The organism is Streptomyces sp. RG80, assembly GCF_040446465.1.
Taxonomy (GTDB): domain Bacteria; phylum Actinomycetota; class Actinomycetes; order Streptomycetales; family Streptomycetaceae; genus Streptomyces.
The window spans coordinates 125,982-144,393 of sequence record NZ_JBEAAJ010000005.1; the positions used below are offsets into that span (position 1 = coordinate 125,982).

The following is an 18,412-nucleotide window of genomic DNA, read 5'->3' on the forward strand; positions in this document are numbered from 1 at the left end:
GTGGCTCCTAGCCAAGTATGGACATGAGGTGCTTCACGAGGGTGATGAGTGCCTGGGCCGAGGAGTCCTCGTCGCGGACGTCGCAGTGGACGATGGGGGTCTCCGCGGTGAGGTTGAGCGCCTCACGCACCTCGTCGAGCGGGTAGTCGGGGGTGCCGTCGAAGCGGTTGACGCCGATGGCGTAGGTGAGGCCGAACTGCTCGACCAGGTCCAGGATGGGGAAGCTCTCGTGCAGCCGCTCGGGGTCCACCAGGACCAGTGCGCCCAGCGCGCCCCGGGACAGGCCCTCCCACATCTCCTTGAAGCGTTCCTGTCCGGGCGTGCCGAAGAGGTAGAGGACCAGGGTGTCGCTGAGGGTCAGACGCCCGAAGTCCATGGCCACGGTCGTGGTCGTCTTGTCCGGGGTTCCCGTGAGGTCGTCGAAGCCCTCGCTGGCCTCGGTGATCTCCTCCTCGGTCTGGAGCGGTTCGATCTCGGAGATACTTCCGATGCAGGTCGTCTTCCCTACCCCGAAGTGGCCCACGACGAGGATCTTCACGGAACGGGAGACGGCTGGATCCAGATACACGCGTTACGCTCCGAATCGGGAATTCAGGCCGTCGAGCACGGCGATGAGCAGTTCGCGGTCGACACGTTCGGCACGCGGCGCCGGATTCCTCACGAAGATCAGGTCGTCTTCCGCCATCTGCGCCAGCAGGATGCGCACGATGCCCAGCGGGAGCCGCGTGTAGCCGGACACCTCGGCCACCGACAGGAAGCCGTCGGCGATCAGGTCCATGACCGCGCGGGCTTCCGGGGTGAGGGTGCGGGCCGCGGCCGAGGCACCCTCCTGGGCGGTCACGAGCGTGGTGTGCTCGTACTCGTGGTCCGCGGGCAGCGCACGCCCTTTGGCGATGACGAAGAGCGGCACTAAGGCCGACGTCAGCTCCAGCTCACCGTCCGACTCGTCATGCATGGCCGACCCTCCCTCCCTGCGGCACCTGCCGCGCGACGAGCTTGGGCACCACGTCGCTCAGGCGCGTGGTGAACTCCTCGATGTCGCAGTCGTGTTCGGCGGAGGCCGCCAGGAAGGCGCCGTCGCCGGCCGCGATCAGAAAGATCCATCCGTGCTGGAACTCGATGGCCGTCTGCCGCCACTCGTCGTCCCGCAGTCCGCCCGCGAACGGCGCGGTGGCCCGGCTGTAGGCGTGGATGCCGGTCATGGCCGCGGAGATCGTGTCGGCCATGTCCCTGCCGATGCCGGCGCTGGCCCCGCGGGGCAGCCCCTCCGCGCCGAGCAGCAGGGCGTGCCGGGCGCCGCGCACCGTGCCGATCGCCTCGTCCAGTTCGGGGAGGGCGAATCCCGAACCGCCCTCACCGTCCCGCAGCGCCGCGGCGTCCTCCCCGTAGCGGGCGGCGTCACCGGCGTTCACCCGCGGCGGCGCCGTGAGGTTGTTGCCGAGCCGGGCCACCAGCCGGTGCATACGGAAGGAGATCTGCTGCATGTCGACATCGGGCTCCGCGGCGGCCGCCAGGTAGGCGCCCTGGCCGGCGCCGATCAGGAAGACCCAGCCGTGCGCGAACTCGATGATCGTCTGGTTCCACTGCCGGTCCTGGGAGGGCCCGGCGAAGTGGGCGGTGGCCCGGCTGAGCGACTGCATCCCGGCCATGGCGGCGGAGATGGTCCGCACGTCCTTGTCGGTGAGACCGTCCGTGGAGCCGCGCGGGATGCCGTCCGCGGACAGCACCACGGCGTGCCGGGCCCGGGGGACGTTGTCCACGATGTCCTGGACCATCCACGACATGTCTGAAGTCGTCATGCGTCATCGGACCCTTCGGGCGTCGAGGCGTCGAGGTCACGGCCCGTCAGCGTGCCGCGCTGGAAGGCCCCGAGACCGCCGCCGCGCCTCCTGGGCGTCTGCTCCCCGTCGGCGCCGGCGCCGGCGGAGGGAACGCTGGCGATGGGCGACTTGCGGGCGCCGCGCTTGGGCAGTCCGTGCATCGTGCGCGCGTCGGCGGGCTGGCCCTCCACGGGTCGGATGCTGCTCACCGGCGCCTCGGTGGCCGGCGGCGGGGTCTCCTCCATGGTCCACAGCTCCTCGGGCAGCAGGACGACGGCACGGACGCCGCCGTACCGGGAAACGCCGGTGACATCCACCTTGAAGCCGTACTGACGGGCGATCAGACCGATGACGGGGAAACCGAACTTCGGCTGGGCACCCAGCTGGGCCAGGCGCGGGACGGCGTCGCCGGAGAGCAGCTCGGTCGCCTTCTGCCGGTCCTCGTCGCTCATGCTGACGCCGGCGTCGTCGATGACGATGCACAGGTTCTTCTGCACCCGCTGGAACGTCACCTCGATCGGCGCTTCCGCCTGCGAGAAGCTGGCCGCGTTGTCGAGGAGTTCGGCGACCGCCAGGGCGACCGGTGCGACGGCGGACGCCTTCAGGGCGATACCGCTCGGCTGCATGATCTCGACCCGGTGGAAGTTGCGGATCTGGCTCTGGGCGCTGCGGACCACGTCGTAGACGCTGGCGGGCTGGTTGCGGCGGCCGAGCGGCGCGCCGCACATGACCGCGATGCCCTGGGCCTTGCGGGCCATCTGCGCGTTGGCGTGGTTGACGTCCATCAGGTCGGTGAGGACGCTGTGGCCGCCGTACTTGCGCTGGACCTCGTCCAGCAGTGCCGTCTGCTCGGCGGCGAGGCTCTGGAGGAAGCGGGCGGCGCCCTTGAGGACCGACTTGGTGCTCTCCTCCGCGGCCTGCTCGGCCTCGCGGATGACGGCGTCCTGGTCGCCCCGGACCTTCTCCAGTTCGCGCTGTACCCGGCCGAGTTCGGCGTCGGTGTAACTCAGCCGCTGCCCGAGCGCGGCTTCGGCTTCCTTCTTCCTGACCCCCAGGGCTCTGTTGCGGAGTACGAGTGCCACGACCGCGGCGATGGCTATCGCCGTTGTCGCAACCAAGCACCACAGAAACACGTCTTGAGTCATGGAAACCTTTCTCGGCGCATGGCATGCAGGCGTCGACGGATACGCCTCACGAGGATCCGCAACCCGTCACACGGGGACTGCATGAATGTTGGTGCCAAGAGCGGTCGGGTTTCACACCGGCGCCAGAGCAAAGTGGATCAAGGCCGCAGACGGCGGAATGCTACCACCGTCAACCCAACCGGAAGTGATCCCCCCTCACTTGGACACACCGTCAACAACTCAGCCCACCAAGGCCTGTTGGCGAACCCGCGAGCCCTGGAGCACGGCCTCGGCGGAACCAAGCGGAATGACCGGCGGCCGGACATGTCGTGGCCGCGCACCGCCAGGAAGAAACATGTGACCCACGACACATGACTTGAGTGCATAGCCGAGCGAGGGCCGACGTCTTTCCTAGAGGTGTGAGGTGGGGTCGCGGCACAGGCCGACGTGCTCGCCGGGGAGAGGGGGCATGACCGATGGGGCATTCGCGATCCGACGATTTCGATAGGTTCGTGGCGACTCGGTGGTCGGCGCTGCTCCACCTGGCGCGGTTGCTCACCGGCGGCGACCGGCATCGAGCCGAGGATCTCCTCCAGGAGTCGCTGGTCAAGCTCTGGTTCGCCTGGCCGAAGGTGGGCGGACAGGCGCCGGAGGCGTATGTGCGCAAGGTGCTGGCCCGGGCCGCGGCCCGCTCGGCACGCCGTCGCTGGTGGGGCGAGCGGCCCGTGGAGCAGCTGCCCGACCCGCCCGGGGTCGGCGACGAGATCGCCGCCGTGGACGAACGGACCCGTCTGGAGGCCATGTTGGCCTCGTTGCCGGCACGACAGCGGGCCGCGGTGGTGCTGCGTTACTACCAGGACCTGCCCGAGCAGCACGTCGCGGACGTGCTGAGCTGCCCGTTGGGCACCGCGCGCTCGCTCACGGCACGCGGCGTCGCACGGCTGCGGCGGCTCATGGCCGATGCCGTCGAGCCGGTCGAGTGAAGAAGGAGCCATGGATCACTTCGAGCAGGAGCTGGCCCGCATGCTGCGCGACAGCCACCAGGACACGCCGTACGAGAGCCGGCACCGCCGGCGTCTGCGAGCGGGCGTGCGCGCCCGGCAACGGGCCCGGACCGCCTGGATGGCCGTGGGCTCCGTACTGACCATCACCGGACTGGGAGTCGTACTGATGGTCCTGTCCGGCACGCTCGCCCAGGGCGGCCCGGCCGGTCCCCAGCCCCGCCCCGTCACCTCCGCCGAGTCGGTCTCCGAGCTGCCGACGGCCCGCCCCGCCTCCAGCGCCCACGGGGCGCCGGCACCGGCCAGGCCCTGACTTCCCGCACACGTCGTTCTCCACGCGCAGAAAGCCCACCACGTGATCCCTCAGCACGCGTCCGCCCGCGTCGATGTCGACGAGCCGCACGAGGTGACGCACCGCCGGTCGATCCCCTGGGAGCAGCGGCTGCGCCGCTTCGGATATGTCGGGGGCCCGCGTACGTCCGTACGCGACCGGCTGGTCATGCCGTTCCCCGAACCGGGTGTACGGCTCTGGCAGAAGCTCGGCGTGTCCCCGGCAGCGGCGTATCAACTGGCGCGCTGGTCGGGATGGGGCGGGCCCTTGCTGGTGGCGCTCCTCGCCGGCGTGACGCGCTTCTGGCGCCTGGGCAGCCCGCGGACGGTCGTGTTCGACGAGACGTACTACGCCAAGGACGCCTGGTCCCTGCTGCGACTCGGCTACGAGGGAACCTGGCCGGACCGCAAGATCGCCGACCCGCAGATCCTGGCCGACCCCCAGGTGATCCCGCTCTCCGACGGCGGAGCCTTCGTCGCGCACCCGCCGACGGGCAAGTGGGTGATAGCCCTCGGCGAGTGGATGTTCGGCCTCACGCCGTACGGCTGGCGCTTCATGACGGCGGTCCTCGGGACGCTGTCGGTCCTGATGCTGTGCCGCACAGGCCGCCGCCTGTTCCGCTCGACGGCGCTGGGCTGCCTGGCCGGAGCGCTGATGGCGGTCGACGGGCTGCACTACGTGATGAGCCGCACCGCCCTGCTGGACCTCGTCGTCATGTTCTTCGTGCTGGCGGCGTTCGGCTGTCTGCTCATCGACCGGGACCGGGCCAGGGCCCGGCTCGCGGCAGCCCTGCCGCTCGACGAGGACGGGCGGCCGCGCCCCGACGGCGCCACCGCCGACCACGCCGGTACGGGCATACGGCCGTGGCGGCTCGGGGCCGGCCTCTGCCTCGGGCTGGCGGCCTCGACCAAGTGGAACGGCCTGTACTTCCTCGTCTTCTTCGTGCTCCTCACCCTGCTGTGGGACGTCGGCGCCCGCCGTGTGGCCGGGGCGGACCACCCCTACCGCGCGGTGCTGCGCAAGGACCTCGGCTGGTCGGCCCTGTCCCTGATTCCGGTCGCGGTCGTGACCTATCTGGCGACCTGGACCGGCTGGTTCCTGTCCGACAACGGCTACGGACGCCACTGGGCGGACACCCGCGGCGGTACCTGGTCGTGGATCCCGGCCCCGCTGCGCAGTCTGTGGCACTACGAGCACGACGTCTACCGGTTCAACGTGGGCCTGCACACTCCGCACAAGTACGAGTCGAATCCATGGAGTTGGCTGGTCCAGGGCCGCCCGGTGCTCTTCCACTACGAGTCACCGAAACCCGGGTCGGACGGCTGCCGCACGACGGTCGACTGCTCCCAGGCGATCGTCGCCCTCGGCACCCCACTGCTGTGGTGGGCCGCCTGCTGCGCCCTCGGCTACCTGCTCTACCGCTGGGCACTGCGCCGCGACTGGCGCGCCGGCGCCATCCTGTGCGCGGTGGGCGCCGGCTATCTCCCCTGGTTCCTCTACCAGGACCGCACGATCTTCTCCTTCTACGCGGTCGTCTTCGTGCCGTACCTGTGCCTGGCCGTGACGATGATGATCGGCGCCCTGGCGGGTCCACCGGGAGCGACGGAGATCCGCCGTGTCCGCGGCTCGGTGGCCGCGGGTGTACTGGTCCTGCTGATCGCCTGGAACTTCATCTACTTCTTCCCTGTCTACAGCGGGCAGACGATCCCGTACGTCGACTGGCGCGCCAGGATGTGGCTGGACACCTGGGTCTGAGCCCGCCGGAGCCGGCCGCGACCGCTTCCGTATCGTGGCGCCATGACGGACGAGGCAGAGCCGAAGCTCTTCACCAACCGCTGGGGCGACACGTCGAGGTCGGACCCCGGCGAACCCCGGCCTGCCACGGACGTCTGCTCGTGCATCGACCAGTCCCGGCCGCGTCCACGGGCCAGGGTCGGTTTCCATCCCGAGCGGCAGGACACCACCGCGCCGGGCTGGCGGCGCCTGCTGGAACTCGTCGACGAGGCCGCGGAGGACGGCCGCGAGGAGTTCCGCCCCCTGACCCTGCTCAGCCCCGAGGAACGGCGGCAGGTCATCACCCTGCCGCCGAGCATCGCCAGGCTGACCGCCGTGAAGCACCTCGTCCTCTACGGCAGCAACCTGGTCCGGGTCCCGCCGGAGATCGGCGCCATGACGAGCCTGGAGCAGTTCACCCCGTACACCTCCTACCGCCTGCACTGGTTCCCGTACGAGATCACCCGCTGCCCCAAACTGAGACTCAGCACGGTGAGCACACGCGCGCTCTTCGGCAACTACAAGACCCGGCCGCCTTTTCCCAAGCTCCAGCCCGCCCAGGAGAAGCTGACGGACCTCGACCCGGGGGACCTGGACCCCCGCCGCTGGGGCTCCCCCGCCATCCACAGGTGCAGCGTCTGCGACCGCCCCGTCGAGCAGAGCGGACTCCACCAGGTCTGGCTGTCGCTGCGGGTCGCGACCGATGTCCTGCCCCTCCTGGTCAACGCCTGCTCCTCGGCCTGCGTGTCCGCCCTCCCCGAGGGCGCCGAGGACCACGTCCCCGCACCGCACAAGGGCGGCCGGGTCGAACAGCCGCCGTCCGACTGGGACTGACCGACTCCTTCGACCGGCTCGACCCGTCGCGCGCGGTCGCCTCCGCGTCTACCGTGACGAGGGGGCAGGCGCGTCGAGGCGCACAGCCGACGTAGGGGGACGAGGGATGAAACCGCGGTGGGGGCACGGCGTGGCGGTCGCGGCCGGAGCGGCGACGTTACTGCTCGTGGGATGCAGCAATCCGACGGACTACACCGAGATCGTCACGTTCACCGACGAGCACGGCCGCGTGTGCACCGCGGCGGTGGTCGTGGACCAGGAGCAGAGCGAGGGCGACGACTACGAGATCTCCAGCATCGACTGCGACTATCCGCCACAGGGCCGGTCGCCGGGGCCCACGCGCTACTCGCCGCTGCCGGAGAGGGACGAGGACTGACCGGCCGCGTCCGCCACACGACGGGCGCCGCGCGTGGGATCACCGGCGCGGACCGGGGTGTGGCGGCAGGCCGTACCCCTTGATCGTCACGTGCTCCGGCCGTGCCGTCTCGCGGGCGGCGACTTCTATAGGCTGCTCACGTGGCAGGAACAGAGGACCGGGAGCAGACGGCGGGCGAGACCGCGACCCAGCGGGTCACGCGGGGAGAGGGCCCGGCGGGAGCCGACCTCCAGGCCTTCGCCGTTCAGCTGCGCCGGATGAACGGCGAGATCAACCGCCTCGTGCACGGCTTCGCCGACAACCACGGTCTGCACGCCACCGACGTCCAGGCGCTCGCGGCGATCCTGGACGCCGAGGAGCCCATGACGCCGAGTCGGCTGCGGCAGCACCTCGGGCTGACGTCGGGCGCCGTGAGCGCGTGCGTCGACCGGCTGGAGCGAGCCGGGCACATCCGCCGCGTCCGGGAGAGCGCCGACCGCAGGGTGGTGCACCTGTACTACGCGGCCGACGCCCGGTCGGCGGCCGGGACGTACTTCCGCCCGCTGGCGCAGGCGACCCAGGCGGCCCGGACCCGTTTCACCGAGGACGAGCTGGCGACCGTGCTGCGTTTCCTGGCCGCGATGAACGAGGAGATGTCCGAGCTCAGGCCCTGAGGGGCAGGGCGACCACGGGCCAGTGGGGTCGGCAGGGTTAACTCAATCATTGAGATACTTTATTGTCGAGACAGTTTGGCCCCTCCCGCACGCCCTGCCCGACCGGAGAACCATGTCCCTCACCGCACGGCGAGCCCGCCGGCTCACCCCCGTCCTCCTGCTGATCGTCTGGCTCGGCATCGGCGGCGCCCTCGGGCCCTTCGCCGGCCGCCTCGGCGAGGTCGCCACCAACGACCAGGCCGCCTTCCTGCCCCGCAGCGCCGAGTCCACCGAGGTCATCGCGGCACAGCGGGCGTTCCGGCAGGAGGAGACCCTGCCCGCCGTCGTCATCTGGACCGCCGCGGACGGTACGGCGGTGACGGACCGCCAGGACGCGGCCACCCGCGCGCTGGCCTCCCTGGCTGACGACCCCGGCGTGGCGAACAAGATCTCGCCGGCCCTGCCCTCCGAGGACGGCGAGGCCCTCCAGGGCGTCATACCCCTGCGACCGGACCTCGGCGACACCCTTGCCGACACCCTGGACCGCGTCCGCACAGCCGCCGAGCGCGTCCCGGGCACCACGGTCCAACTGGCCGGCCCCGCCGCGAACCAGGCGGACCTGGCCGACGCCTTCGCCGGCATCGACGGACTGCTCCTCGCCGTCGCTCTGGTGACCGTCCTGGTGATCCTGCTGCTCGTCTACCGCAGTGTGCTGCTGCCCTTCCTGATCATCCTCGGATCGGTCTTCTCCCTGGGCCTGGCCTGCGCCGTCGTCTACGCGCTCGCCGACGCCGACGTGGTCCGCGTCGACGGCCAGGTGCAGGGCATCCTGCTGATCCTGGTGGTCGGCGCGGCCACCGACTACGCCCTGCTGCTCAGCGCCCGCTTCCGCGAGGAACTCGCCCGGCACGAGGACCGGTTCACCGCCGCCCGGGCCGCACTGCGCGAGTCCTGGGGCGCCATCGTGGCCAGCGGGGCGACGGTCGCCCTGGGGCTGCTCGCCCTGCTCCTCAGCGACCTCACCAACAACCGGGCCCTCGGTCCCGTGGGCGCCATCGGCATCGCCGCGGCCGTGATCGGTTCGCTCACCTTCCTGCCCGCCGCCCTGGTGCTGCTCGGCCCCGCCGCCTACTGGCCGGCCAAGTCGCCCTCGCCCGAGGCCCGTTCGGGCGGCAGCGGTGTGTGGCAGCGGGTCGCCGCCCTCGTCGACCGGGCCCCGCGCAAGGTCTGGGCGGTCTCGCTCGCCGCCCTGCTGGCCTGCGCCGCCTTCGCGCCCACCCTCACCTCCCAGGGCATTCCGCTGGAGGAGACCTTCGTGGGCGACGCACCCTCGGTGGCCGCCCAGAGCACCCTCGCCGAGCACTTCCCCGGCGGCTCCGGCAACCCCACCGTGGTCATCGCGAACGCCGACCGCCTGGACCGGGTCGTCACCGCGGCCCGTACGACCGACGGCGTCGCCTCGGCCACCGCGCTCAGCGGGTCCGCTCGCCCCGGAGCCGAGCCGCTGATCGTCGACGGCCGCGTCCAGGTCGGCGTCACCCTGCGCGCCGCCGCCGACAGCGAGGCGGCCCGGAACACCGTCGCCAGGCTGCGCACCGCCCTGCACGCGATACCGGGCGCCGACGCCCTCGTCGGGGGCACCACCGCCCAGCAGTACGACACCCTGCGCACCGCCGAACGGGACCGCACCCTCATCGTCCCGGTCATCCTCGCCGTCATCCTGCTGATCCTCACCGTGCTGCTGCGCTCACTGCTCCTGCCCGCCCTGCTGGTGGCCACCGTGGCACTCAACTTCCTCGCCACGCTGGGCATTTCGTCGCTGGTCTTCACCCACGTGTTCGGCTTCAGCGGCACGGACCCGTCCGTGCCGCTGTACGGCTTCGTGTTCCTGGTCGCCCTGGGCGTCGACTACAACATCTTCCTGATGTCCCGCGTACGGGAGGAGACCCTGCGGCACGGCTCCCGCCAGGGAGTGCTGCGCGGACTGGTCGCCACCGGCGGGGTGATCACCTCGGCCGGAGTGGTCCTCGCCGCCACCTTCGCGGCGCTCGGCGTCATTCCGCTCGCCTTCCTCCTCCAGGTCGCGTTCATCGTGGCCTTCGGCGTCCTGCTCGACACGCTGGTGGTGCGCTCCCTGCTGGTACCCGCGCTGGCCCTCGACCTCGGCCCGACCGCGTGGTGGCCGAGCCGGGTCGGCCGGGGCGGCGGGGCTCCGGTGAGGTAGCGGTCCGCCGCCGGTCGGCTAGGGGAGCGGGACGGCCACGCCGGTGAACGTCGTCTCCGGCGTCTGGGGTGACGTGAAGCGGGCGTTGACGAGGTACAGCCGGTCGCCGAAGCGGGCGGCCGTGGTGGGAACGTCGAAGCGCGGGTCGGTGATCGTGGTGCGCAGCGTGGCGGTGGTGGCCTTGGCGTCGAGGTCCCACACGCTGATGAGGTTCAGCCGGTTCTGTACGACGTACAGGGTGCGGCCGACACGGACCAGACCGTCGCCGTTGGTGACGTTCTCCCCGCCGACCAGCGTGATCCTCGTGGCGTACCCGGTCCTGACGCCGACGTTGTACAGCTGACCGGCATTGACGACGATCAGGCCGCGGCCGTCGGGGGTGGCGACCAGTCCGTTGGCGCTGTTGGTCCCGGCGGGCGCCTGGACCCACTCACCGGTCAGCGGCAGCGCGCGGACCTCGTCGCCGCGGCCCCGCGGGACGCCGTAGAGGACCGCGTCGCGGGAGTCGGTGAACCAGGCGCGGTCCTTGTGCAGGACGACGTCGTTGATGAACGGCGCGGTGTTCCGCGTCAGTTGGTAGGTGGTGAGGAGTTCACCGGTGCGGGAGTCCACGATTCGCGCGGAGCCGCCGGCGCCGCCGCAGACGTAGAGCAGGCCGTCGGAGTCCAGCTTCAGCCCGACGGCGGCGAGGCCGGTGGCGCCGGCGTAAAGGACCTTGCCCTCGCCGGTGCGCAGGTCGGTGCGGTAGATGCCGCCGTTGGCGCGCGAGCCCATGTAGGCGTACGGCGCCTTGCCGATGGTGATGCCTTCGGGGAGCCAGCCGTCGGGCAGCGGGAACTCGGTGGGCCAGGTGGCCTTCGCCGGGTGCGTGCCGGCGGAGGCGGTGCCGGCGCCGACCGTCACGAGGCCGAGGGTGGCCAGGGCGGTGCCGCCGAGGAAGGTGCGTCGGGAAGGCTGGGGGTGGTTCCGGGTCATGGGTTCCGGGCCTCCGTGAAGAGTGGGGATGAGTGCGAACCGGTCAACTCGGTTGATTCCAGCAGCAGTTGACAGTTGTGTTGACAGTTTCCGTTCGCTCACAACGCACTATCGCCCTGTCGCGTTCCCCTGAGCGCCCCGCGTTCGCTGTCGATCCCCTGTCACTTGTGGGCGGGGTGAGGAGCCCCCGCTGCCGCTCGCGGACCCGGTCCAGGTCGTCGGCGTAGGTGCGGTAGAGGACGCGGGGACGCTGAGCGCGGGGAGGGGACGGCACGTCATACCCGGGTGCCAACTCTGGTGTCACACCCGGGTATGAGGTGGGCGGGACCCTTATGGGCGGGCCTGCCCCGTACGGTCGGTCAGGGCAGGATCTCGATGTAGCCGTCTGTTCCGTGCACGCGGATCCGCTGCCCGTCCCGGATCAGTTGGGTGGCCCGTTCCACGCCCACGACGGCCGGCAGGCCGTACTCGCGGGCGATCACCGCGCCGTGGGTCATCAGACCGCCCACCTCCGTCACCAGGCCCGCGATCCCGACGAACAGCGGAGACCAACTGGGGTCCGTGAACGGCGTGATCAGGATGTCGCCCGCTTCGAGATCGGCGTCCGCCATGTCGAGGACGACGCGGGCCCGCCCCTCCACGGTCCCGGCGGAGACCGGTACGCCGACCAGGGCATCGTCCGGCACGTCGTCGCGCCGGTACGAGCCGCTGAGGGCCTCACCGTCCGAGGTGAGCACCCGGGGCGGGGTGAGCGCGTGGTACGACCGGAACTCCTCCTTGCGCTGCTGGACGAGCCGTTCGTCCACCTGGTGCGAGCGCACGACGTCGCCCAGTTCCTGGAACGTGAGGTAGTGGATGTCCTCCCGCTCGGCGAGCACGCCTTCCTGTACGAGGCGCTCGGCCTCGCCCAACAGGGCCTGTTTGTAGACGAAGTAGCGGCTGACGATGCCGTACTTCGGATACTCCCGGTAGCCGATGAAGGCCCTGACCTGGTCGATCATCCGCTTGGTCGCCTCGGCCCGCCCCTCACCGTCCGGCAGGGCCCGCAAGCGGGAGAGCACCTCCTGCTCCTTCTCCCACGCCTTCAGCCGCCCCTGCTCGAAGCGCCGCTCGGCGGCACCGGGCTCGAAGATCCTGACGTTGTCGAGGATCACGGGCACGAGCGTGGTGGGGCGCTCGCGCCAGCGCGGTCGAGTGATGTCGATCTCGCCGACGCAGCGCATGCCGTACCGGTCGAGATAGCCCTCGATGGCGGCGCGTGCCTCGGGACCGCCCTTGAGCTGCGCGAGCCCGTCCAGGAAGTCTTCGTCCTCGACGCCCTGGAGGAACTCCACCACCTCCGGATGCGGGCGGATCACGTCCGCGACGTCGAGCAGCGCCAGTCCCATCTCCGAGGTGATGTTGTCGGGGGCGGACAGGGTGAGCGTGTCAGCCGCGTTCTTCTCGCCCAGCCATTCCTGGAGCTTGTCGTTGAGCCACCACGTGGCCTCCATCCCCGCCATGATCGCCTGAATGTTCAGTGGATCACCGACGACTCGTTTGTGCTCCTCGAAGGCCTCCGCCAGGAAGTCGAACAGCGCCGGTCCGGTCTTCGTCCGGATGTCGCGCTCCAGGGCGGCGAGGGATGTCTCGCTGCGCTCGATCAGTTCGGTGACGATGGCCGGATCGGCCACGGTCGGGTCCGCCGCACCGCCTCCCGGCGGCCCGCCGGGACCCGCGTCCGGCAGCGACGGGACGAAACCGTCGCGGTCGAGGACGGTCTCCAGGGCGTCCCTGACCAGCGGATCGCCCCGCCCCATGATCTCCAGAAGGGCGGCGCGCGCAGCGGGCGGCCCCAGGCGCCGGGTGACGTCGACGAACAGCCTGCCGCCGGCCGCGTGCATCGGCACCATGGCGGTCAGCTGCCACATGGACAGCCCCAGCGGTTTCATGGGGTCGGTCATCATCTGCTGGTGGCCGACGGAGACGTAGACGTGATTGTCCTGGTCGCTGCTCTCCGGGACGGGGAACAGCGTGGTGATCGGCCGGCTCTGCACGATCTGGAACTCGTCGTCGGCCAGGCACCATTCGATGTCCTGGGGCCGGCCGAAGTGCGCCTCGATCCGCCGTCCCAGCTCCACGAGCCGTACGACCTGGGCATCCGTCAGCGCCGGCTGTTCCCGCACCCGCGCGTCGATCGCCACTTCCCGCGTGCCGCCGGCCGGCAAGGCCTCAACGGCACGCCGCTTGGCGGCGATCGCCCGCTCGACGACCTCGCCGTCGCGCACCTTGAACACGTCCGGGTTCACCAGACCCGAGACCAGGGCCTCGCCGAGGCCGAAGCCAGCGTCCACGGTGGCGACCTTCCGGTTGCCCGTGACGGGGTCGGCCGTGAACAGGATGCCGGCCGCGTGCGGGAGGACCATCCGCTGCACGACCACGGCCATGTGGACCGTACGGTGGTCGATGCCGTTGCGTCGGCGGTAGGTCACGGCCCGCTCGGTGAACAGCGAGGCCCAGCAGCGGCTGATGTGCTCCAGGACCGCCGTCGGCCCCACGATGTTGAGGTACGTGTCCTGCTGGCCCGCGAAGGAGGCCGTCGGCAGGTCCTCCGCCGTCGCGCTGGAACGGACGGCACAGGCGGTCTGCTCGCCGAGCCGGGCGAGCGCACCGGTGATCGCCGCCGCGAGATCGGCGGGCACGGGAACCCCTTCGACGATCCGGCGGATCTCCGCGCTGAGCGTGCGGATCGCCTCGCGGTCGTCCGGGTCCACGCGCGCCAACCGATCGAGTCGGTCGTCGATCGACGGCGCCTCCGCCATGACCCGCTGGAAGGCGTCCGTCGTCACACAGAAGCCACCCGGCACGCGGACGCCCTCGATCCGCGACAGCGCGCCCAGGTGGGCTCCCTTGCCGCCGACGGCCGCGACCCGCGTCTCGTCGACGTCCCGCAGATCCCACACGTACTGCTCGCTCACTGCGACACCCACTCTGTCGAACCTGTTGTCGAGCACATCCTCATCCCTGACTTGCCTTCCTTCGACGGGCCGGGCGGCGGGTATTCCCACGCCTGGACGGCCGGCCCGTTTCCGCAGGTTGTGGCCACGGCCGATGATTCTCCGCCGTCCCCCGGGCCTTGCGGCAAGCCCCCCGGCGCGCTATAAGTTGAGAGAGGCAAGGAGACACTTCTCCTTGCCTTCGTCTTTTCGGCCGACGCTCAAGCCGACGGCACTTCACCTCACCTTGCGAATACGCGTGCGAGCGGATCGTCCCAAGTGGCTTTCCCGGCGCGGCTTTCGGCGGTGAGCGGCGGGAAAGGCCAACGGTGGCACCGCCGAAGTCCGGGGCCCACCGGCGACGGACCGGGACATCTCGAAGAAATACCCGTGCGGCCTATGGCCCGTGTACCGCGACAATCTGGGAATGCCGACGATGGATCATCGGGCTGTCCGGAAAGCGCTGCAATCCCACAGTCCCGCCTCACTGCTTGAGCAGCCAGAAAGTCAACATCTGGAGGCCAAGAAGCGCCCTTACGCGCCGCGCAACCCCGTCGAGGTGGACGAACTCGCGAAAGACATCTGCGCCTTCGCCAACAGCGGCGGCGGTGTCCTGGTCATCGGGATCGCCACGCGAAAGCGTGGTGACGAGGATGTGTTCGACCGCTTCGTCCCGCTGGAGCGAACAGACGTCGACCGCGACCGGTACCGCAAGCTGATTCATGATCACATCTGCCCTGCACCCCAAGGGGTGAAAGTGGAGTGGTCCGAGGACCCCCAGGGTCGTCGCGTTCTGTTCATCGACGTCCCCGAACAGCCGCCGAACTGCACCTTCGTCGTGGCGGCTCCGACCAGGAACACCGGACCACGGCCTGACACCGTTGCGGTTCCGGTCCGGACGGGGGACTCGACCCGGTGGGTGAAGCGGGAGGAGCTGCAACGGCAGATCTCCGTAGGCCGGAGCAACGCCGACCGGCCCACCCCGGCGGCGGGAAGCGCACTCCTGCGACCCGGCTCCGGTGTGCCCGAGCTCGAGTCCAAGGTCTGTACGGCCTATGGCCTGTTGGCCTCCTGCGGCCTCGGTACTCCGGCGGGCGAGGCGTATCGGCACGGCGAGGCGGCTCTCCAGGACTTCAGGCACATCCGCGAGGGAAAGCCGGGCTGGACTCTCTGTCTGGTGCCCGACCGGCCGGCGGTGGCCGTCTCCGCTCCCGTCTGGGCGGCCGTCGTCGCCACCGGCAGCTCCGACATCGGCGGTGAGCCCTTGGCCGCGGTCGGTGTGCCCAAGCCGCCACGGGACCGCAAGAACAGACCGCTCGCCCCTTGGACGGTACCGGCCAACGCCAGGAAGGTGGACCTGAGCGGCGGCACCTGGGGGCCGGGCCGCCTCAAGCGCTCCTGGCGTGGCACCTGGCAGTGGGAACCCACGGTCCCGAATCCGACCTCCCTCGAGAGACGGTCCGCCGGGTCTTGGACGGTACAGACGTGGGCGCCGTACCTCCGACTCCGAGCCCTGGTCACCCTGCCGTGGGCCGACGCGCCGAGCCTGCGCATCAGCCGTGCCTGGCGTCAGATCGTGCAGCAGCGCCTGCGTTTCAGCAGGCTCAACGCGGCGCTGAACAGCCTGCTGCCGCGCCGGGGATCCCATCTGCCCACCACGCCGTGGACGGCAGATCTCGACACGCCTTCCGAGCACAGCGCGAGCTACACCAAGCGCATCTCCACGCCCGACGGCACACCCGCCCTGACGGCCACCGCCATGATCACTCTGCCGGACTGTCCCGGTGCGGCCGTCGTCTCCTGCGTCGACGTCCGGATCGAGGACGCCGTCGCCTGGACCCAGGTGGCCAACGGCCGGTCGGACCACCGGCTGGCCGTCCAGGAGGTCGCGAACGTCCTGCGCACGGCCTGGCACGCCGCCGGCGAACTCCTGCCGACCGCCGTCCGCGCCAACTCCGACCGGCGCTGGACGGCGCCACCCACCGCCGAACTGAGCCTGAGCACGGAACAGCCCGACCACAGCGGGCAGTTGACCACGCTCGCGTCGGCCATCGAACTCAGCGCCCTGACCAGCCCCGCCCGGCACCGGACGGAGATGGCGGTCAGGATGACCGTCCCTCCCTCGCTGAGCCGCACCCGCCGCACCGTTCTGGTCGATGAGGCTCTCGATCGCATGGCCCGCGAAGTCCACCCGTTCCAACGGGAGATGGAGCTGATCTGACAGAGGCGTCGTCCGCCTCCGTCCGTGCGGCCGGGTACGCGGATCAGGCGGACGCTCCGGGCACGTTCAGCCCGGACTCATAGGACAGAACGACGAGTTGGGCCCGGTCAGTCCCCGCGCGACCAGCAGCAGAACCTCCTGTTCCCGCGGTGTCAGGCCGTTCAGCCGCAGGCGGGCACGGTGGCTGAGGGCAGGGCGGCGCCGGGTGACGTCCTCGAGGAGGCGGCGGGTCACGGACGGGGCGAGCAGTGCCTCGCCGGCGGCGATCACCCGTACCGCCTGCACGAGTTCGGCCACGGGCGCCTGCTTGAGCAGGAAGCCGCTGACGCCGGCCCGCAGGGCCTCGTACACGTACTCGTCGATGTCGAAGGTGGTCAACATGAGCACCTTCGGCCGATGCACGACTCCGGGCGGCGGGTCGAGCAGCTGCCGGGCCGCCTCCAGGCCGTCCATCTCCGGCATGCGTACGTCCATCAGCACCACGTCGGCATGCGTGGCCCGGCTGACCTCGATGCCGAGCCGGCCGTTGGGCGCCTCGCCCACGACGTCGATCGCTCTGCGCCGACAGCAACGCCGCGAACGCAGAACGGACCCCGCCGCCTCGGTCCAACGGCCAGAGCCGACCGGCCCGGCCGCGCGGCACCTCGGCTGAACGACGAAGGCCGGATCACAGTGCCTCAGTGCCTCGGTACTTCGGTACTTCGGCGCTTCGGTACTTCGGCGCTTCGGCGCTTCGGCGCTTCGGCGCTTCGGCGCTTCGGCGCTTCGGTACTTCGGCGCTTCGGCCCGAGCCTCCGGTCACCGCGCCGTAGCAGCCCCCTCCGGCGCCGGCAGCAACGCGCTGACCTCCCAGCCCCGTTGGTCACGGCGCGGTCCCGTGCGTAGTTCGCCACCGAGCGCGGTTACTCGTTCCGTGAGGCCGACCAGGCCGAAGCCGCCGCCGCGCGCGGCCTGCGGCAGACGGGTACCGCCGCGGCCGTCGTCACGGACCGTCACCTCCAGCGTGCGACCGTCGTGATCGAGGTCGACCGTCACCTCGGTGGCGTCGGCCGCGTGTCGCCGTACGTTGGTGAGGGCCTCCTGGACGACCCGGTACGCGGCGGCCTGCACCTCGTGGGGCAGCCCGTCGGGCACCGAGGGGGCGCGGCGCAGCTCGACGTCGGGGCCGACCGGTCCGCCGAAGCCGGCCACCAGGTCGGGCAGTTCGGCCAGGTCGCCCCTCGGGCGGCGGTCCGCCGTCCCGCTCTCCGAGGCCTCGCGCAGGAGGCCGACCGTGCGGCGCATGGAGGCCAGGGCTTCGACGGCGGCGTGCTCGATGTCCTTGAGCGTCCCGGTCAGACGCTCGGGCTCCGTCGTGACGAGGAGCTGGGCCACCTGTGTCTGCACCAGGATCCCGGTGACATGGTGCGCCACGAAGTCGTGCAGGTCGGCGGCCATGGCGAGGCGTTCGGCGCGGCGGATCTCGAGGACCGAGGCGCGTCGGCGCTGGTCCTGGGTGCGCAGGTAGCCGCCGACTCCGACGGCCACGCCGGTCAGCACGAGCTCCAGGAACGGGTTGACCGAGGAGAGGTCGGAGCTTCCGGCCGCGTCCCGGTAAGGCAGTGCGACGACCGCGGCGCCGGCCAGGACGCCGCACGCCGAAGCCCACCGCGGCGGGCAGTCGCGCACGGCGATCACGAGCAGGCACAGCAGGACCGCCGCCTCGCCGAAGCCGTACGCCGTGTTCCGGTCGGCCGCCAGCAGGACCGCGCTCAGGGTGCCGGAGAGAACCGCGGGCACGGCGGTGCGTACGGCCGGGGTCAGCCACACCGGCCGCCGGGCGACGGGCCAGAGGACGGCCGCCAGACCGGCCGGCAGGACGACGAGCTGGGGCAGCAGGGTCGGGCCTGGATCCGCCGTCGCCGTGAGGTCCAGGACGGCCGCGAGCGACAGCAGCACCGCGCCGAGTGCCTTGATGAGGCGTGGGCGGCGGACGGTGCGCGCGTGCGGCCCGTCGGGGGTGTGCACGGTGTTCGGGAGATCCACGGGACGGGACCCTAGCCGCGGGCCCGCCCCGCCGGATCGGCCGAAAGGCCATGTCCGGCAGCCCACCGGGGCGCGTGCATCGGCTGATCGGCCGAGGCGCG

At 71.1% G+C, this 18,412-nt stretch carries 15 protein-coding genes and 1 pseudogene; 8 read left to right on the forward strand and 8 right to left on the reverse strand.

Features of this window, described 5'->3' with window-relative positions; translation table 11 throughout:
- Positions 1 to 7: 7 nt before the first annotated feature.
- Genes ABKA17_RS18275 through ABKA17_RS18290 form a run of 4 tightly spaced genes read right to left on the reverse strand, consistent with a single transcriptional unit; the run spans position 8 to position 2,902 of the window.
- Positions 8 to 568 carry a GTP-binding protein gene (locus tag ABKA17_RS18275; protein ID WP_353693140.1) on the reverse strand — a complete coding sequence of 187 codons (561 nt, stop codon included), beginning with the start codon at positions 566 to 568 and terminating at the stop codon, positions 8 to 10.
- 3 nt (positions 569 to 571) lie between these two features.
- Positions 572 to 955, reverse strand: a complete 384-nt coding sequence (locus ABKA17_RS18280) for a DUF742 domain-containing protein (protein WP_353693141.1) — start codon at positions 953 to 955, stop codon at positions 572 to 574.
- Positions 948 to 1,775 carry a roadblock/LC7 domain-containing protein gene (locus ABKA17_RS18285; protein WP_353693613.1) on the reverse strand — a complete coding sequence of 276 codons (828 nt, stop codon included), beginning with the start codon at positions 1,773 to 1,775 and terminating at the stop codon, positions 948 to 950. Before ABKA17_RS18285 ends, ABKA17_RS18280 begins: the two co-directional genes overlap by 8 nt.
- A 20-nt stretch (positions 1,776 to 1,795) precedes the next feature.
- Complete coding sequence (locus ABKA17_RS18290) at positions 1,796 to 2,902, reverse strand: ATP-binding protein (protein ID WP_353693142.1); 1,107 nt, start codon at positions 2,900 to 2,902, stop codon at positions 1,796 to 1,798.
- A gap of 518 nt (positions 2,903 to 3,420) precedes the next feature.
- Here ABKA17_RS18290 and ABKA17_RS18295 point away from each other — a divergent pair.
- The 7 genes from ABKA17_RS18295 to ABKA17_RS18325 all read left to right on the forward strand — a co-directional run bounded on the left by ABKA17_RS18295 (position 3,421) and on the right by ABKA17_RS18325 (position 10,115).
- Positions 3,421 to 3,927 (forward strand): SigE family RNA polymerase sigma factor, encoded by a 507-nt coding sequence (locus ABKA17_RS18295; protein WP_353693143.1) that lies wholly within the window; start codon positions 3,421 to 3,423, stop codon positions 3,925 to 3,927.
- 10 nt (positions 3,928 to 3,937) lie between these two features.
- Positions 3,938 to 4,258, forward strand: coding sequence for a hypothetical protein (locus ABKA17_RS18300; RefSeq protein ID WP_353693144.1), 321 nt, complete (start codon positions 3,938 to 3,940; stop codon positions 4,256 to 4,258).
- A 186-nt stretch (positions 4,259 to 4,444) separates the two neighbouring features.
- A complete protein-coding gene (locus ABKA17_RS18305; protein WP_353693614.1) occupies positions 4,445 to 6,031 on the forward strand; it encodes a dolichyl-phosphate-mannose--protein mannosyltransferase in 1,587 nt (528 codons plus the stop codon).
- 42 nt (positions 6,032 to 6,073) lie between these two features.
- Positions 6,074 to 6,883, forward strand: coding sequence for a leucine-rich repeat domain-containing protein (locus tag ABKA17_RS18310; RefSeq protein ID WP_353693145.1), 810 nt, complete (start codon positions 6,074 to 6,076; stop codon positions 6,881 to 6,883).
- A gap of 106 nt (positions 6,884 to 6,989) precedes the next feature.
- A complete protein-coding gene (locus tag ABKA17_RS18315) occupies positions 6,990 to 7,259 on the forward strand; it encodes a hypothetical protein (protein WP_353693146.1) in 270 nt (89 codons plus the stop codon).
- A 140-nt stretch (positions 7,260 to 7,399) separates the two neighbouring features.
- Entirely contained in the window at positions 7,400 to 7,912 is a 513-nt protein-coding gene (locus ABKA17_RS18320) for a MarR family winged helix-turn-helix transcriptional regulator (RefSeq protein ID WP_353693147.1), read from the forward strand.
- A gap of 112 nt (positions 7,913 to 8,024) precedes the next feature.
- On the forward strand, positions 8,025 to 10,115 hold the full coding sequence (locus tag ABKA17_RS18325; RefSeq protein WP_353693148.1) for an MMPL family transporter: 2,091 nt from the start codon (positions 8,025 to 8,027) through the stop codon (positions 10,113 to 10,115).
- Between the two features lie 18 nt (positions 10,116 to 10,133).
- Here ABKA17_RS18325 and ABKA17_RS18330 read toward each other — a convergent pair whose 3' ends face one another.
- Positions 10,134 to 11,090 carry an NHL repeat-containing protein gene (locus ABKA17_RS18330; protein WP_353693149.1) on the reverse strand — a complete coding sequence of 319 codons (957 nt, stop codon included), beginning with the start codon at positions 11,088 to 11,090 and terminating at the stop codon, positions 10,134 to 10,136.
- A 359-nt stretch (positions 11,091 to 11,449) separates the two neighbouring features.
- On the reverse strand, positions 11,450 to 14,047 hold the full coding sequence (gene rph, locus ABKA17_RS18335; RefSeq protein ID WP_353693150.1) for a rifamycin-inactivating phosphotransferase: 2,598 nt from the start codon (positions 14,045 to 14,047) through the stop codon (positions 11,450 to 11,452).
- Positions 14,048 to 14,501: 454 nt separating this feature from the next.
- Here rph and ABKA17_RS18340 point away from each other — a divergent pair, with 454 nt between their 5' ends.
- Complete coding sequence (locus ABKA17_RS18340; protein ID WP_353693615.1) at positions 14,502 to 16,286, forward strand: RNA-binding domain-containing protein; 1,785 nt, start codon at positions 14,502 to 14,504, stop codon at positions 16,284 to 16,286.
- A 105-nt stretch (positions 16,287 to 16,391) separates the two neighbouring features.
- On the opposite strand, the pseudogene ABKA17_RS18345 reads toward ABKA17_RS18340, so the two are convergent.
- Together ABKA17_RS18345 and ABKA17_RS18350 are read right to left on the reverse strand one after the other, a co-directional pair.
- Positions 16,392 to 16,896 (reverse strand): annotated as a pseudogene (locus ABKA17_RS18345) (response regulator); the annotation flags it as partial.
- A 188-nt stretch (positions 16,897 to 17,084) separates the two neighbouring features.
- Positions 17,085 to 18,311 carry a sensor histidine kinase gene (locus ABKA17_RS18350; RefSeq protein WP_353693151.1) on the reverse strand — a complete coding sequence of 409 codons (1,227 nt, stop codon included), beginning with the start codon at positions 18,309 to 18,311 and terminating at the stop codon, positions 17,085 to 17,087.
- Positions 18,312 to 18,412: the final 101 nt, after the last annotated feature.

Coding starts and splice junctions, on each gene's coding strand:
- ABKA17_RS18280 (WP_353693141.1), bottom strand. CDS start 955: ATGCATGACGAGTCGGACGGTGAGCTGGAGCTGACGTCGGCCTTAGTG.
- ABKA17_RS18285 (WP_353693613.1), bottom strand. CDS start 1,775: ATGGTCCAGGACATCGTGGACAACGTCCCCCGGGCCCGGCACGCCGTG.
- ABKA17_RS18295 (WP_353693143.1), top strand. CDS start 3,421: ATGGGGCATTCGCGATCCGACGATTTCGATAGGTTCGTGGCGACTCGG.
- ABKA17_RS18300 (WP_353693144.1), top strand. CDS start 3,938: ATGGATCACTTCGAGCAGGAGCTGGCCCGCATGCTGCGCGACAGCCAC.
- ABKA17_RS18305 (WP_353693614.1), top strand. CDS start 4,445: ATGCCGTTCCCCGAACCGGGTGTACGGCTCTGGCAGAAGCTCGGCGTG.
- ABKA17_RS18310 (WP_353693145.1), top strand. CDS start 6,074: ATGACGGACGAGGCAGAGCCGAAGCTCTTCACCAACCGCTGGGGCGAC.
- ABKA17_RS18315 (WP_353693146.1), top strand. CDS start 6,990: ATGAAACCGCGGTGGGGGCACGGCGTGGCGGTCGCGGCCGGAGCGGCG.
- ABKA17_RS18325 (WP_353693148.1), top strand. CDS start 8,025: ATGTCCCTCACCGCACGGCGAGCCCGCCGGCTCACCCCCGTCCTCCTG.
- ABKA17_RS18330 (WP_353693149.1), bottom strand. CDS start 11,090: ATGACCCGGAACCACCCCCAGCCTTCCCGACGCACCTTCCTCGGCGGC.
- ABKA17_RS18340 (WP_353693615.1), top strand. CDS start 14,502: ATGGATCATCGGGCTGTCCGGAAAGCGCTGCAATCCCACAGTCCCGCC.